The organism is Tranquillimonas rosea (assembly GCF_900111315.1).
Lineage (GTDB): Bacteria > Pseudomonadota > Alphaproteobacteria > Rhodobacterales > Rhodobacteraceae > Tranquillimonas > Tranquillimonas rosea.
In genome coordinates, this window is sequence record NZ_FOGU01000012.1 from 46,081 (window position 1) to 60,265 (window position 14,185).

Sequence of the window (14,185 nt, forward strand, 5' to 3'; positions counted from 1 at the left end):
CTGTCCCTTCAGCCACAGGAGTACCGCGCACCGGCAGTCGCGCCGGCACCGGCGCCGGCCGCGCGGAAGATGTCCTGACCTCTACCTGATCCAAACGCGTTGCCAACCGCTCCGCCGACCAGCGCGCCGGTGACGGTGCCGCCGATGCAGGCGATCTCGTGTTCGCGTGCGCGCTGCTGCTCGGGCGTCGCCGCCGCGCACCCCTGAAGGAGCAACGCGATCGTGGCGCCTCCGAGTAGCGATTTCGTGGGGAACGTCATTGTTCTCTCCCTGAACGTGAAAAAAGCCGGATGCCGGCGCACCAAGGTCCGTGTGACAACGGGGCGCGGAGCATCCGTGCCAGTACGGCGTCCTGCGATGAGGGCAGAAAGGTCCGGGCCGGTCAATGTGGTTGATCATCCAGGCGCAATTGTCCGAACGGACAGGCAAATTCGCGCCGACGAAAATGGGGCCGATCCGGATGTTTCGCGCGCGAAACACCTCTCCGCGGGCTGTACCCTGACGGCGGGGCATGCCCCAAGTGTTTGGGCCAAAGGCAAAAAATCCGGTCTCAGGCGATTGATTCCAGCCCGTGCCTGTCACAGGTCTGGGGGAACGCCGCGCTACAGAAGCCCCCCGGACCGAGCCAGCCATGCCAGACCCCGCCACGGAAAAGCTGTTCGCGCGATTGGATGAGTTGGCGCCCGAGGGCTACAATTTCGGCTTTCACATTCGCTACAGCCGCCCGGCGCTGGTGCGGAACACCTATCGCAGCGATTGGTCGCGCGAGTATTCCCGGCGCAAGTTCATCCTCAACGATCCCGCCGTGGTTTGGCCGCTGGTCAACGACGGGGCGCGGCGCTGGTCCGAGATCGACATGCCGGATCCACTGGGCGTGTTTCCCGCGGCGGCCGAAGCGGGCTATGCCTACGGCGCCGCGTTCGGCTACGGACCGGTCGAATCGCGCAGCCTCGGCTCCATCGGGCGGGGCGACCGCGAGTTCACCGATGCCGAGATCGCCGAGATCGAGGGGCTGGTCCGCGAACTGCACGTCTTGACCGAAGAGCGCGAGGATCTCAGGCCCCGGCAACGCGCCGCGCTCGAGTTGTTCGCCAGCGGCCGGACCTATGACGCCATCTGCTTCGACCTCGGGATCTCGCGCACCGCGCTGAAGAACCGGTTGCGCGGCGCCCGGCGGGTGCTTAACGCCGAGACCAACACCGAGGCCGCGCAGCGGGCGCAGGAACGCGGGCTGCTCGGGACGGGCAGTTACTTGGGAATTACGTCAGGTCTGCCGCGAAACGATCGGGACTGAATTCAACAAAGTGCATCAGGTATCCCGTGTAAATCTCTGAATAATAATCCGAATCCGGGATCATGCAGGAATGGCGCCGCGGGAAAATAGCCCCACGGGGCATCTTGCGGCGGGGCGGCGCATGTCGTTGAGGTATCAGCAGAGATTATAGCGTAATTTGTGCGATGCCATTCAAGACACGATTGAACGCCCCCGATCGCGGGGCGCGGGAGGGGTCTGTCGACTCCACCCCGATGACTTTCAGCAGCCCCGAGCGGTTGCGACAGACAATGGAGCGGTTGGCGGCCGTCTACATTTCGGCCCCCGCGACAGACCGGCGCGGCCGCGATGCGGCACTGTTCCGCTTTCACGTGGTGGGCAATCTCGTCCGGCTGTCCGCGGCCAAGCGGAACTATCTGATCCTCGATGCGATCGTCCAAGCGGGCCGGAGCGAGACCTATCCCCATCTCGACGGGGTGGACCCGGTGGCCGCGCCCTCCGAGCGGGATTTCCGCATCCCCCTGCCGGGAAGCGAGGTGTCGTATCTCGCCGATGGGAGCGCGGGCGGATCGGGCCTGCAGGTGATCGGGCCGGGGGCCGCGGTCCGGGCGCTGAGGCGGCGCGAGCGTCAGCGCAAGCAGACGGCGCCACCCGTGCGCAGGGCCGCGGCGCGCCTGTCGTCCCGGCGGATAGGAGGCCCGCGCGCCGAGGATTGACCGGGCGGCAGCGCGGCAATAGGCCTGTGTCGCGGCGATTGATGGCGTCAATCTTGTGCGCCCCGCGGGGCACCCGCACCGTATCTCATTCGTCCTGAACGCCCGGACTGACCGACCGCCGCTCGGCGGGGCGGTGGAACAGGAGGTTTGGCATGACCGATACGCCGAGCGAAAAGCCCGCCGACAGCCGTGGCATGGCGGCGATGTGCGTGGCGATGGCGCTGTTGCCGGTGGGCGACGCGATCTCGAAGCTTCTGACCGACGTGGTGCCGCCCTTCGAGGTAACGCAGTGGCGGACGCTGGCGCAGGCGCTGTTCTTCGTTCCGATCGGCCTTGTCATGCGGCACCGCCTGCGTGGCTCGATCCTGTCGCTGCCGGCGCTGTTCTCGGGTGCGCTGATCGTGGTGGTGCTGTTCTGCCTGATCTCGGCGTTCCAGCACATGCCCATCGCCACGGCCATCGCGATCTTCTTCATCGAGCCGCTGTTGCTGACGCTCTTGGCCGGGCCGTTCCTGGGCGAGGTTGCGGGCCCGCGCCGCTATGCCGCCGTCGGGGTCGGGCTGATCGGCGCGCTGGTCGTGATCCGGCCGAACTTTGCCGTGTTCGGGCCGGTGGTGCTGCTGCCGGCGCTCGGGGCGCTGGCCTATGCGGCGAACATGATCGTGCTGCGGATCGCCACGCGCACCCGCTCGGCCGTCACCTTCCAGCTGGGCGCGACGTTCAGCGCGGCGGGGTTGCTCTTGGCGGCCGCGGCGGTGACCGCGCTGCGGGGCGGGAATCCGGCGACTCTTCTGGACGGGCCGGCCTGGGCGATGTGGGCGGTGCTGGCCGCAGGCGCTTTGGCGGCGCTGACCTTTCTTCTGCTGACGGTCGCGTTCAGCCAGACCGAGGCGAGCGTTCTGGCGCCGTTCCAGTATCTCGAGATCGTCGGCGCGACGATCGTGGGCTACGTCGTGTTCGGGGATTTCCCCGACGCGATGACGTGGCTCGGCACGGCGATCATCCTGGGATCGGGGATCTACGTGTTCCACCGCGAGCGGCGCACCGGGCACGAGCCCGAGCGCCGCCCGTCGGCCCGGCGCTGAGCGCCGCTCAGGCCGTAGTGTAGCGACGCGACATCTCGCGCAGCGGCGCGGCGCGCAGGCGCTCGGCGTTGCCGGCGGTGCCGAACGCCTCGAACTTCTCGGTGCAGAGCTGCGTCACCGCCTTCATCGCCGGGCCCATGTACTTGCGCGGGTCGAACTCGCCGGGGGTCTCGCCCAGCGTGGTGCGGATCGCGGCGGTGATGGCGAGCCGGATGTCGGTGTCGATGTTTACCTTGCGCACGCCGTGGCGGATGCCGCGCCGGATCTCTTCCATCGGCACGCCCCAGGTCGGGCGGATCTCGCCGCCATGGGTGTTGATGATCTCGCACAGGTCCTGCGGGACCGAGGACGAGCCGTGCATCACGAGGTGCGTGTCGGGCAGGCGCTTGTGGATCGCCTCGATCACGTCCATCGCCAATACCTCGCCGTCGGGCTCGCGGGTGAACTTGTAGGCGCCGTGGCTGGTGCCCATCGCCACCGCCAGCGCGTCGACGCCGGTGTCGGCGACGAAGCGTTCCGCCTCGTCGGGGTCGGTCAGGAGCTGGTCGTGGGACAGCTTTTCCGTGGCGCCGTGCCCGTCCTCCTGGTCGCCCATGCCGGTCTCGAGCGACCCCAGCACGCCCAACTCGCCCTCGACCGAGACGCCGGCCGCGTGGGCGATCTCGACCACCCGGCGGGTGATGGCGGCGTTGTAGGCATAGTCCGCCGGCGTGCTGCCGTCCTCCTTCAGCGAGCCGTCCATCATCACCGAGGTGAAGCCGTGCTGGATCGCGGTGACACAGGTTGCGACGTTGTTGCCGTGGTCGAGATGCACGCAGACCGGAATGTGCGGGTAAAGCTCGGTCAGGCCGTCCAGCAGCTTGGACAGGATCAGGTCGTTGGCATAGGCGCGGGCGCCGCGGCTCATCTGCAGGATCACGGGCGCGTCCGTCGCGTCGGCGGCGGCCATGATGGCGAGACCCTGTTCCATGTTGCTGATGTTGAAGGCGGGGACGCCGTACTCGTTCGCGGCGGCGTGGTCGAGCAGCTGGCGGAGCGTGATCCGGGCCATGGGGACCTCCTAGTCGGACAGGTAGCGAGAGATCAGGGCGATTTCGTCCGCCGCCCCGAAGAAGAGCGGCGTTTTCTGGTGGGGCGTCTCGGGCACGAGGTCGAGGATCGGCCGAGTGCCGTCGGTGGCGGCGCCGCCGGCATGCTCCATCAGCAGGGCGATCGGCGCGGCCTCGTAGGCAAGGCGCAGGTGGCCGTGCGCGTATTTCGGTCGCGCGTCGGCGGGATAGAGAAAGGCGCCCCCGCGTTGCAGGATGCGGTGCAGGTCGCCCACGGCGGCGGCGATCCAGCGCATGTTCACGTCGCGCCCGCGCGGACCGTCGGCGCCGGCGAGGCAGTCGTCGACATAGGCGCGGAGGCCCGGCGCCCAGTGGCGATGGTTCGAGGCGTTGAAGGCGATCATCCCCGCCTCGGGGGCGATGCGGGCGCGCTCGGTGGTGATGCGGTAGGTGCCGTCGGTGGGGTCGTGGGTCGCGATGGCGACGCCGTTGCCCAGCGTGACGCCCAGATCGACGCTGTGTCCAAAGCAGACATAACCCGCCGCGACCGCGTCGCGGCCGCGACGCAGGATCGTGTGACCGGCGGGGTAGACGCAGAACAGCAAGCCCAGCTGCGCGCCGATGCCGATGCTGCCCGATCCGTCGATCGGGTCGATGGCCACGTCGTAGGCGCCCTCGGGGTCGAGCGTGATCGGCACCGGCGCCTCTTCGGACAGGACCTGCGCGACGCTCGCGCCCGAGAGGGCGGCGAGCATGTGGTCGTGCGCCGCGGCGTCGAGCGCCTTCTGCCGGTCGCCGCTGTCGTTGTGGCCCGTGATCGCCTCGGGGTCGCCGGGCACGGCCCCGCGGGCCAGGCGCGCGGCCAGCGGCAGGGCGGCGTCGGCGATGCGCAGCACCAGCGCGACGAGCAGGGGATCGGCATCCGAGCGTGTGAAATGGTCCGAGAGCGAGGGAAGTTGCACCGCGCCGTCCGCGGGGAGCGTCAGCGGGGCCGCGGGATCGGGCAGGGCGGTCGCGCCGGCGGTGTCGCTCATGTCAGCCTCCCTCAAAGCTGCGGGAAGGTTTACACGACGTCACAGGATATCACAACATTAAATCACAAAATAACATCATCGACGTTGCGAGCGTGGCGAGAAGTGTTATATTCGGGATCAGGCAAGGGAGGCACCGACGTGAGGCCGGAAGACCGCAGGCGGGAAATCATCGAGACGCTGATCGAAGAGGGCTCGGCCTCTCTCGACGCGCTCGCGACGCGTTTCGCGGTCTCGAAGATGACCATTCACCGCGATCTCGACGAGCTTGAGGCCGACGGTCTGCTGCGCAAGGTGCGCGGCGGCGCCACAATCGAGGCCAGTGGCCAGTTCGAGAGCGATTTCCGCTATCGCGCGCGCCTCGCCTCGGACGAGAAGCGGCGGATCGCGGCGAAGGCGGCCGAGTTCGTCGAGCCGGGGATGAGCCTGATGCTGGACGACGGCTCGACCTCCGAGGCGCTGGCCCCGTTCCTGATCGAAAAGCGCCCGCTCACCGTGATCACCAACAGCCTCGCGCTGATGACGGCGCTGTCCGGGGCTGCGGGGATAGAGCTGCTGTCGCTGGGCGGGACCTATTCCGAGAAGTTCAACGGCTTCTTCGGGGTGCTGACCGAGAACGCGCTGGCGGGGTTGCGGGCCGATGCCGTGCTGCTGTCGAGCTCGTCGATCAAGGGGCGTTCGGCCTTTCACCAGAACCAGGAGGTGCTGGCGGTGAAGCGGCGGATGATCGCGTCGTCCCAGCGGCGTTACCTGATGGCGGATCGGCAGAAGTTCGGGCGCACTGCGCTGCACCTGTTCGCCGATCTCAAGGAATTCGACGGTGTCGTCACCAATCGCGGTCTGCCCGAGGGCACGGACGAGGCGCTGCGGCAGGACGGCATCCCCCTATATTACGCAGAGGAGACGTGAGCGTGGCAGAACAACAGGTCTGGATTGGCACCAGCTGGAAGATGAACAAAACGCTCGACGAGGCTATGCGCTTTGCCGACGGTCTGCGCGGCGTGTCGACCGACCCGCGCATCCAGCCCTTCGTGATTCCGCCGTTCACGGCCGTGCGCGAGGTGAAGGCGGCGCTGGCCGGGGCGGACGTGAAGGTCGGCGCGCAGAACATGCACTGGGCCGACGCGGGCGCATGGACGGGCGAGGTCTCGGCCCCGATGCTGACCGATTGTGGGCTCGACATCGTCGAGCTCGGGCACTCCGAGCGGCGCACCCATTTCGGCGAGACCGACGAGACCGTCGGGCTCAAGACCGAGGCCGCGGTCCGGCACGGGCTGATCCCGCTGGTCTGCATCGGCGAACACGCCGAGGACAAGGATGCGGGCCGGGCCGACGCCGTGCTGCGCGCGCAGGTCGAGGGGCTGGCCGCCCGGCTGTCTGAGGCGCAGAAGGCGCAGCCCGTCCTTCTGGCGTATGAGCCGGTCTGGGCGATCGGCGAGGGGGGAACCCCCGCGACGCCCGACTATGCCGAGGACCGGCACGGCCGTATCGCCGAGGTCGCGCAGGAGCTTTTCGGCCGCCGCGTTCCATGCCTTTACGGCGGCAGCGTCAACGCCGAGAATTGCGCCGAGCTGATCGTCCGCGATCACATCGACGGCCTCTTCATCGGGCGCGCGGCCTGGCAGGTCGAGGGCTATCTCGACATCCTCGACCGCTGCGCCGCCGTCATCTGACCATTCCATCTCTGAAGGAGGATACACCATGAAACTCGCAATCGCAGGCGACAGCGCCGGCGCCCCGCTGGCCACGGCCCTGATCGAACACTTCAGCGGCAAGGACGGCCTCGAGGTGACCGAGCTGAGCACGCCGCCCTCCGGCCAGTCCGAATTCTATGCCAACATGTCGGACCGGGTCTGCCAGGGCATCCTGGACGGCACCTATGACAAGGCGATCCTGTGCTGCGGCACCGGGATCGGCGTCGCGATGTCGGCCAACAAGGTGCCGGGGATCCGCGCCGCGCAGACCCACGACACGTATTCCGCCGCCAAGGCGGCCACGTCGAACAACGCGCAGATCATCACGATGGGCGCGCGGGTCATCGGCAGCGAGCTGGCCAAGGACATCGCGGATGCCTTCCTGGGGAACGAATTCGATCCCAACGGCAAGTCGGCCGGCAACGTGAACGCCATCAACGAGGTCGACGCCAAGTACAACGCGACGGCCTGACCGGGCCGGGCGATGCATGATCCTGCCGCCGCGGTCCGAACGGGCCGCGGCGGTTTTTCGTTGTGCTACGCGGTCTCGACCGGGGCGACGACGACCTCGACGCCGGCACTCTGCATCGCGTCGAGCTGATCGGCCGCGATGCCGTCATCGACGATCACGGTGTCCACCTCGGCCAGCCGGCCCAGGCTGTGCAGGGCGCGGCGGTCGAACTTGGTATGATCCACCAGCAGCACGCGGCGCTCGGCGGTATCGAACATCGCGCGCTTGGTCTCGACCATGCCGGGGGACTGGTGAAAGATCATCCCGTCCATCACGGCGGCCATCGAAAAGAACAGCACGTCCGCGCGGAGCCGCCCGATCTCGCCCGTGGTCATGTGGCCCATGAAGGCGTTGCACCAGTTGTGGTACTCTCCCCCGAGGCCCAGCAGCGTGACGTTCCTCAGCGGCGAGATTTCGTTCATCAGCGTGAGCGAATTGGTGATGACAGTCAGCGGCGCCTTGTCCTGAAGCCCCGGCACCATTTGCAGCACGGTGGTGGAATCGTCGCAATAGATCGCCTGTCCCGGTTCCACGAAGGCGAGTGCGGCCTGCGCGATGGCGGCCTTTTCGGCGGCCTGGCGATTGGCGCGGTAGACGTCGCTGGATTCGATCAGGCTGGTGGGGGCGGCGGACACGATGCCGCGTGACTTGCGCAGAAGGCCGCGGCTGACCAGCTCGTCCAGGTCGCGGTGCACCGTCATCAGGCTGATGCCAAAGCGTTCGGTGAGATCCTCGATCCGCATAGAGCCCTCGGCCATCACCGCCTCGGTGATCTGCTTGCGGCGGGCTAGCTGCCGGGCCTGCCGGCTGTCGCCGGGCACGGGTTCCTCCATCAGCCGTTCGACGGCGGGATCGGGGAACTGCCTTGCCTCGGTCATTGTCGGTGCCGTCTCCGGTTGGGCCGCTTTCGTGCGGGGCCGGTCCTTCGGGGAAGGCCGCGGCGCGCGGCGCTCGCCGAAGGGCCGATGCGGGGCGCCCGCGACGAGGCGCCCCGCGACAATGTTACGACTGTCCGTCCATGACGAAAGGCGCGGAATACTGATCGACGTTGTCGGGCGTGATCAGGCTGCAGTCAAACAGTTGCTTCTCGGCATCCGCGCCGGTCTCGCCGGTCTGGATGAAGTTGTCGGCCTGGCGCACAGCCTCTTCCGAGAACACCGCGACGGGCTGGAGCACCGAATAGGCCAGCTCGCCGGCCTTGATCGCGTCCACCGCGTCGGGCGACCCGTCGAAGCCGCCGACGACCACGTCGCCCAGCTTGCCGGCTTCCTTCAGCGCCGCGATCGCGCCGAGCGCCATCTCGTCGTTGCCGCTGATGATGCCGTCGACATCGGGGTTCGCCTGCAGCATCGACTGGGTCTTGTTGTAGCCCTGGGTGCGGTCCCAGTTGGCCACGTCCTCGGCCGCCTTGGTCAGGTCGGGATACTGGCTCAGCACCGTCTCGTAGCCGTTCGAGCGGGTCTGCGCGTTGTTGTCCGACGGCGCGCCGAACAGTTCGAGGTAGGAGCCTTCGCTGCCCATCTCCTCGGCCCAGTACTGCGCGCCGAGCGCGGCGCCCTGGGCGTTGTTCGACACGAGCTGTGCCTTGGCGAGGCCGGATTCGTTGATCTCGGCGTTGACGAGGATCACCGGGATGTCGGCGTTGATCGCCTTGCGCACCGCGCCGATCGAGCCTTCGGCGTCGGCGGGGTCGAGGATGATCGCCGCCGCCTGGTTGGTGATGGCGGTGTCGATCAGGTTGCTTTCGGTGTTGGTGTCGCCCTTGTGCGCCGAGACGTTGGCGCTGTAGCCGAGCTCTTCGGCGGTGGCCTTGGCGACCTCGCCCTCGGTGAACCAGTAGGGGTTCGAGGGATCGTTGACGATGATCGTCATCAGACCCTTGTCCTGTGCCAGCGCGCTGCCGGCGAACAGCGAGGTGGCGGCGACAGACGCGGTGAGCGCCATGAGTGTTCTTCTGGTGACCATTGGTGTCCTCCCTTTTGGGTCAGTCAGATGAAGGGAACCGGCGGCGGTGACCTCCGCCGCCGGCCTCGCGGAGTGCGTCAGGCCTGCTTGGCCTTCGGCGTGGAAGAGGGCGGCGTGCCCGTCGTCTTGGGCGAGGACCGCTTGCGGCCGCCGTACTGGATCGAGTTCAGCAGCACGGCCAGCACGATGACGGCGCCGGTGAACACGGTCTGCCAGTAGGACGAGACGCCGATGATGACGAGACCGTCCGACAGGAAGCCGATCACGAACGCGCCCAGCAGCGTGCCGCGCACGTTGCCGCGGCCGCCGGTCAGGGCGGCGCCGCCGATCACGACCGCGGCGATCGCCGTCAGCTCGTAGGTCTGGCCGGCGGTTGGGCCCGCCGAGGTCAGCTGCGACGACAGGACGAGGCCGGCGATGGCCGAGCAGACGCCCGACATCACGTAGACCAGCACCGTCACCCGCTTGACCGGCACACCCGACAGCTCGGCCGCGCGGGCGTTGCCGCCGGTGGAATAGATCCAGCGGCCGAGCGCGGTGCGGTTCAGCATCAGCATCGCCAGGATGGCCACCACCGCCAGGACGATGACGCCGATCGGCACGTTGAAGATTCGGTTGAACCCGAGCCAGTCGAAGCCGGTATTGCCCAGCTCCTCGCGCCCGCCGAGGTTGTTGTAGGTCAGGCCGTTGGTCATCAGCAGCGCCACGCCGCGCGCGACGTAGAGCAGGCCCAGCGTGGCGACGAAGGCCGGCACCTTGAAATAGGCCACGAGCACGCCGTTGATGATCCCGACGAAGGCGCCCGTCGCGCAGGCCAGGATCGCCACCACCCAGACAGGCGGATAAAGCGTGACGCCGAACATCTGCAGCTCGACCCCCTGCATCAGCGCGCCGGCCACGACACCCGAAAGCGCCAGGGTCGAACCGACGGACAGGTCGATGCCGCCGGTCAGGATCACCAGCAGCATGCCGATCGCCAGCAGCCCGAAGATGGCCACGTGGCTGGACATGATGAGAAGGTTGTTCACCGTGAAGTAGAACGGCGACAGCATCGAGAAGACGATGATGATCGCGATCAGCGCGAAGAAGGCCCGGCCTTCGAGCAGCAGCCGCCCGAGGTCGAAGCCGTCGCCGAACAGGCCGCCGCGCGATCCGCTGTTATCTTGGGTGGTATCGGCCATGTGAAGTCTCCGATTCTCGTTCTGCTCAGGCCGCGACGGCCTCGCCCGAGGCCGCCATGATCTGTTCCTTGGTGGCATCCGGCCCGAATTCGGCGGCGATGCGGCCCCGCGCCATCACGATGATGCGGTGCGCGACGCTGAGACATTCGCCGACTTCGGAGGTGGAATAGAGGACGGCCAGGCCGTCGCGGGCGCCCTCGGCCAGAAGGCCGAAGACCTCGGCCTTGGCGCCGACGTCGATGCCGCGGCTGGGTTCGTCCAGCATCACGACCTTGGGCTTCGTCGCCAGCATCTTGCCGATCACGACCTTCTGCTGGTTGCCGCCCGACAGCGACCCGATCGCCGCGCCGCCACCGTCGGTCTTGATGTGCACGTCGCGGATCGAGTCCTGCACGATCCCGCTTTCGCGCCGGTTCGAGGTGAACAGCCCGCGGGTGAACTCGGAGATCGAGGCGAGCGACAGGTTCTGGCCCACCGACATCGTCTGCACCAGCCCGTCGCGCTGCCGGTCCTCGGGCACGAGGACGAGCCCGCGGGCGATGCGCTCGGAGATCCGCAGGCGGGTGACGTCCTCGCCCAGCAGGGTGACGCTGCCGCCGTTCGATCGCAGGCGCCCGGCGACACATTCCATCATCTCGGTGCGGCCGGCGCCCATCAGGCCGTAGATGCACACGATCTCGCCCGCGCGCACGTCGATCGACACGCCGTCCACGGCCAGCCGGTCCTTGCCCGATGCATCCGGCACGTCGAGATCGCGGATCGACAGGGCGACCTCGCCTATGCCGTGGCCCTCGGGCGGGGAGCCGAGATCGAAGTTCTCGCCCACCATGTTGCGGACGATCCATTCCAGGTCGATCTGGTCGCGCGGGGCGTTCGCGGTCATCGCGCCGTCGCGCAGCACGACCGCATGGTCGGTGATCTGCAGCGCCTCTTCGAGGTGGTGCGAGATATAGACGATCGCCACGCCGCGCGCCTTGAGGTCGCGGATCACCTTGAACAGCACCTCGACCTCCGAGGCGGACAGCGCCGAGGTTGGCTCGTCCATGATCAGGATGCGCGAGTTCACCGACAGGGCGCGGGCGATCTCGACCACCTGCTGCTGGCCGAGGCGCAGATCCTCGACCGGCGTGCGCGGGTCGATGTCCTCTTCGAGCTCTTCCATCAGGGCGCGCGACTGGCGCTCTTCCTCGGCGTAGTCGACGCCGCGGGGGCCGGTGATCTCGCGCCCCATGAAGATGTTGTCGCGCACCGAGAGGTTCGGCGCGAGGCTCAGCTCCTGGTGGATGATCGAGATGCCGCGGTCGCGGGCGTCGGTGGAAGAGTGGAAGACCACCGGCGCGCCATCGAGCACGATCTCGCCCGAGCTGGGCGTGATGACGCCCGAGAGGATCTTCATCAGCGTCGACTTGCCGGCGCCGTTCTCGCCGAAGAGCGTCGTCACCTGTCCGTAATGCACATCGAAATTCACGCCCTTGAGCGCGTGGACGTTGCCGAAGGACTTGGCGACGTTGCGCGCCGACAGGACGACGTCGCCGATCGCGGGGGTTCCGTCGTCGCGGGTCATTGCACGCTCATCTCCACCGGCGTGATGAGCCAGTTGTTCGGATTGATCAGCTTGAAGACGCCGGTGACCGTGACCGACTTGCCCGACAGGTTCGCGGTGTCGATATCGGCCAGCACCTGCTCCTTCATCTCGGTGTTCAGGGCGGCGCCGGCGTTCTGATACTCGATCTGGTTGCGGAACTGCCCGAACTCGATGTCGCCGGGCGCGTCGCGCAGGTCGGTGCCGTTGATCGCGGGGCCGGTCTGCACGCGGATCGTCAGCTCTTCGGGCACGTTCGGCACGTCGAAGGTGTAGACGCCGGATTTCGCGTCCTGCGCGGTGCCGGTGAAGGTGACGGGCATGATCGGGCCGATACCGCCGGGGGTGCCGTACTCTTCGCCGGCGGCGGCCTTGTCCTCGGCGATGGCGGCGGCGAGCTGTTCGGCGGGCACGGCGCGGTCGCGGATGCCGGCCTGGATTTCGGGGAAACGCTCCTCTCCGAAGCTTTCGGCGTTGAAACCCTGATCCTGGCTGGCCTGCTCTGACCCGATCTCGACGACCGTGGTGTCGAGCGCCATCGCTACCACCAGGACGACGGCGGCGGCCGAGGCGATCAGCGTGCCCTTGCCTGGTCCGCCGCGCCGGGATGCGGTTGCCTGCGACGTCATGAAGTCACCTCCGGGCTTAAGTCTTGGCCGGCCCGCGCGGTGCGGCGGCCCTCGTGCATGGGGAAGCAGGGGCGAGACGCCGGCCGGGGCCAGTGCGTGTCGGGGCAGGGCGCGCAGCCGGTGCGTCGCATGTCCGTCTCCTCCCTCTGGCGCGACGGGTGCGGACCCTCCATCCGCGACCGTCGCCGGTGTGTCTGCGATCCGGTCCGTTAATGTTAGGACCGTGTTATCGACAGTGTTAAGCTTGTTATCAAACGGTGCGTTCTGTCAATACGTTGCCGCGCGAGAGCCGAAGGTATTTTCCGCAATCTTATCAATATAACCAGAAAACAAATAGTTACGTAATTCTCACAGTTTCGCCGCGCTGCAGAAGAAGTGTGATAAGCTTGACAATGTGCCGCGGGTAGAAATTAATTGCGAAGAACGCGATTTCTTTCATCAGGGTCGGGAGGAGCCGACATGGCGGATGGCACTGTGCGCGCCGAGGGGGACGACAGCCTCGCCATTCGTGCGGCGTGGCTACACTATGCTGGCGGGCTGACGCAGGCGCAGGTCGCCGATCGGCTGAACGTCTCGGCCGCCAAGGCCCACCGGCTGATCGCGGCGGCCAACCGCAGCGGTGCGGTCAAGGTGACCGTCGTGGGCGAGGTCGCCGAGTGCGCCGAGCTCGGATCCGAACTGTCGGCGCGCTTCGCGCTCGGCACCTGCGAGGTCGTGCCCGATCTGGGCGAGCCCGGCCTGCCGCTGCGGGCGCTCGGTGCCGCGGGCGCGAACTTCCTCAAGCGCGAGATCGACGCGGCGCCCGACGGCGTCATCGGCCTGGGACACGGCCGCACGCTGGGCGCCTCGGTCGAGGCGATGGCGCCGTTCGACGCACGCGGGCTGCGCTTCGTGTCGCTGATGGGCGGGCTGGCGCGGAACCTCGCGGCGAACCCGCACGACGTGATGCACCGCATGGCGCAGAAGACCCGCGCTGCGGCTTATGTCATCCCGATCCCGTTCTTCGCCGCCTCGGCCGCCGACCGCGAGGTTCTGCTGTCGCAGCCAGGCGTCAGCGACGTGTTCGACCTGGCCGCCTCGGCCGACCTGATGGCGGTTGGGATCGGCACCACGAAACCCGACGCGCAGCTTGTCGAGTCGGGCATGATCGGGCGGGCCGAGATCGCCGAAATCCAGGAGCGCGGCGGCGTGGGCGAGGTGCTGGGCCACTTCTTCGCGCCCGACGGCGCCCCGATCGAGACGGGACTGACCGCACGCACCGTGTCGCTGGAGCGCCGCCGCCTGGCGGGCCGCCGGATCGTCGCCATCGCCGGCGGACCCGAGAAGGTGCACGCGATTCGCGCCGTGCTTCACGGCGGCTACGTGGGTGGGCTGGTCACCGATGAACGCACGGCCCGGTCGCTGCTGGAGGAAAGCGGCGGCTGATCGGCCGAACCGGGGAGGAACGAAATGCAGATCATGCCGGACGA

15 protein-coding genes are annotated in these 14,185 nt (G+C 67.8%); 7 read left to right on the plus strand and 8 right to left on the minus strand.

Features of this window, described 5'->3' with window-relative positions; all coding sequences use genetic code 11:
• Window positions 1-8: 8 nt before the first annotated feature.
• Window positions 9-260, minus strand: a complete 252-nt coding sequence (locus BMZ25_RS17125; protein WP_092695868.1) for a glycine zipper 2TM domain-containing protein — start codon at window positions 258-260, stop codon at window positions 9-11.
• Between the two features lie 371 nt (window positions 261-631).
• On the opposite strand from BMZ25_RS17125, the gene BMZ25_RS17130 reads away from it, so the two are divergent.
• The 3 genes from BMZ25_RS17130 to BMZ25_RS17140 all read left to right on the plus strand — a co-directional run bounded on the left by BMZ25_RS17130 (window position 632) and on the right by BMZ25_RS17140 (window position 3,074).
• A complete protein-coding gene (locus BMZ25_RS17130) occupies window positions 632-1,294 on the plus strand; it encodes a helix-turn-helix transcriptional regulator (RefSeq protein WP_092695869.1) in 663 nt (220 codons plus the stop codon).
• A gap of 233 nt (window positions 1,295-1,527) precedes the next feature.
• Window positions 1,528-1,989: a hypothetical protein gene (locus BMZ25_RS17135; protein WP_143071553.1), complete on the plus strand. Its 462-nt coding sequence runs from the start codon at window positions 1,528-1,530 to the stop codon at window positions 1,987-1,989.
• Window positions 1,990-2,141: 152 nt separating this feature from the next.
• Window positions 2,142-3,074 carry a DMT family transporter gene (locus tag BMZ25_RS17140; RefSeq protein WP_235859921.1) on the plus strand — a complete coding sequence of 311 codons (933 nt, stop codon included), beginning with the start codon at window positions 2,142-2,144 and terminating at the stop codon, window positions 3,072-3,074.
• A 7-nt stretch (window positions 3,075-3,081) separates the two neighbouring features.
• Here BMZ25_RS17140 and fba read toward each other — a convergent pair whose 3' ends face one another.
• Window positions 3,082-4,125, minus strand: a complete 1,044-nt coding sequence (gene fba / locus BMZ25_RS17145; RefSeq protein ID WP_092695871.1) for a class II fructose-bisphosphate aldolase — start codon at window positions 4,123-4,125, stop codon at window positions 3,082-3,084.
• Window positions 4,126-4,134: 9 nt separating this feature from the next.
• Entirely contained in the window at window positions 4,135-5,157 is a 1,023-nt protein-coding gene (locus tag BMZ25_RS17150) for a class 1 fructose-bisphosphatase (RefSeq protein ID WP_092695872.1), read from the minus strand.
• Window positions 5,158-5,295: 138 nt separating this feature from the next.
• Here BMZ25_RS17150 and BMZ25_RS17155 point away from each other — a divergent pair, with 138 nt between their 5' ends.
• From BMZ25_RS17155 to derI, 3 genes are read left to right on the plus strand one after another with little or no spacing between them, the layout of a single operon-like run.
• Complete coding sequence (locus BMZ25_RS17155) at window positions 5,296-6,063, plus strand: DeoR/GlpR family DNA-binding transcription regulator (protein ID WP_092695873.1); 768 nt, start codon at window positions 5,296-5,298, stop codon at window positions 6,061-6,063.
• 2 nt (window positions 6,064-6,065) lie between these two features.
• Window positions 6,066-6,827: a triose-phosphate isomerase gene (locus BMZ25_RS17160; protein WP_218142563.1), complete on the plus strand. Its 762-nt coding sequence runs from the start codon at window positions 6,066-6,068 to the stop codon at window positions 6,825-6,827.
• Window positions 6,828-6,855: 28 nt separating this feature from the next.
• The gene (gene derI, locus BMZ25_RS17165) at window positions 6,856-7,320 is read left to right on the plus strand and encodes a D-erythrulose-4-phosphate isomerase (protein ID WP_092695874.1); all 465 of its coding nucleotides are present in this window, start codon (window positions 6,856-6,858) and stop codon (window positions 7,318-7,320) included.
• Between the two features lie 65 nt (window positions 7,321-7,385).
• Here the strand turns inward: derI and BMZ25_RS17170 are convergent, their stop codons facing one another.
• The 5 genes from BMZ25_RS17170 to BMZ25_RS17190 all read right to left on the minus strand — a co-directional run bounded on the left by BMZ25_RS17170 (window position 7,386) and on the right by BMZ25_RS17190 (window position 12,716).
• Window positions 7,386-8,237, minus strand: coding sequence for a DeoR/GlpR family DNA-binding transcription regulator (locus tag BMZ25_RS17170; protein ID WP_092695875.1), 852 nt, complete (start codon window positions 8,235-8,237; stop codon window positions 7,386-7,388).
• Window positions 8,238-8,361: 124 nt separating this feature from the next.
• A complete protein-coding gene (locus BMZ25_RS17175; RefSeq protein WP_218142564.1) occupies window positions 8,362-9,324 on the minus strand; it encodes a D-ribose ABC transporter substrate-binding protein in 963 nt (320 codons plus the stop codon).
• 77 nt (window positions 9,325-9,401) lie between these two features.
• Entirely contained in the window at window positions 9,402-10,505 is a 1,104-nt protein-coding gene (locus BMZ25_RS17180; RefSeq protein WP_092695877.1) for an ABC transporter permease, read from the minus strand.
• A gap of 25 nt (window positions 10,506-10,530) precedes the next feature.
• On the minus strand, window positions 10,531-12,069 hold the full coding sequence (locus tag BMZ25_RS17185; protein ID WP_092695878.1) for a sugar ABC transporter ATP-binding protein: 1,539 nt from the start codon (window positions 12,067-12,069) through the stop codon (window positions 10,531-10,533).
• Window positions 12,066-12,716 (minus strand): DUF2291 family protein, encoded by a 651-nt coding sequence (locus tag BMZ25_RS17190; protein ID WP_092695879.1) that lies wholly within the window; start codon window positions 12,714-12,716, stop codon window positions 12,066-12,068. The genes BMZ25_RS17185 and BMZ25_RS17190 overlap by 4 nt, the downstream gene beginning before the upstream one ends.
• A gap of 459 nt (window positions 12,717-13,175) precedes the next feature.
• Between BMZ25_RS17190 and BMZ25_RS17195 the strand changes: the two genes are divergently transcribed.
• The gene (locus BMZ25_RS17195) at window positions 13,176-14,141 is read left to right on the plus strand and encodes a sugar-binding transcriptional regulator (RefSeq protein ID WP_092695880.1); all 966 of its coding nucleotides are present in this window, start codon (window positions 13,176-13,178) and stop codon (window positions 14,139-14,141) included.
• Window positions 14,142-14,185 lie beyond the last annotated feature (44 nt).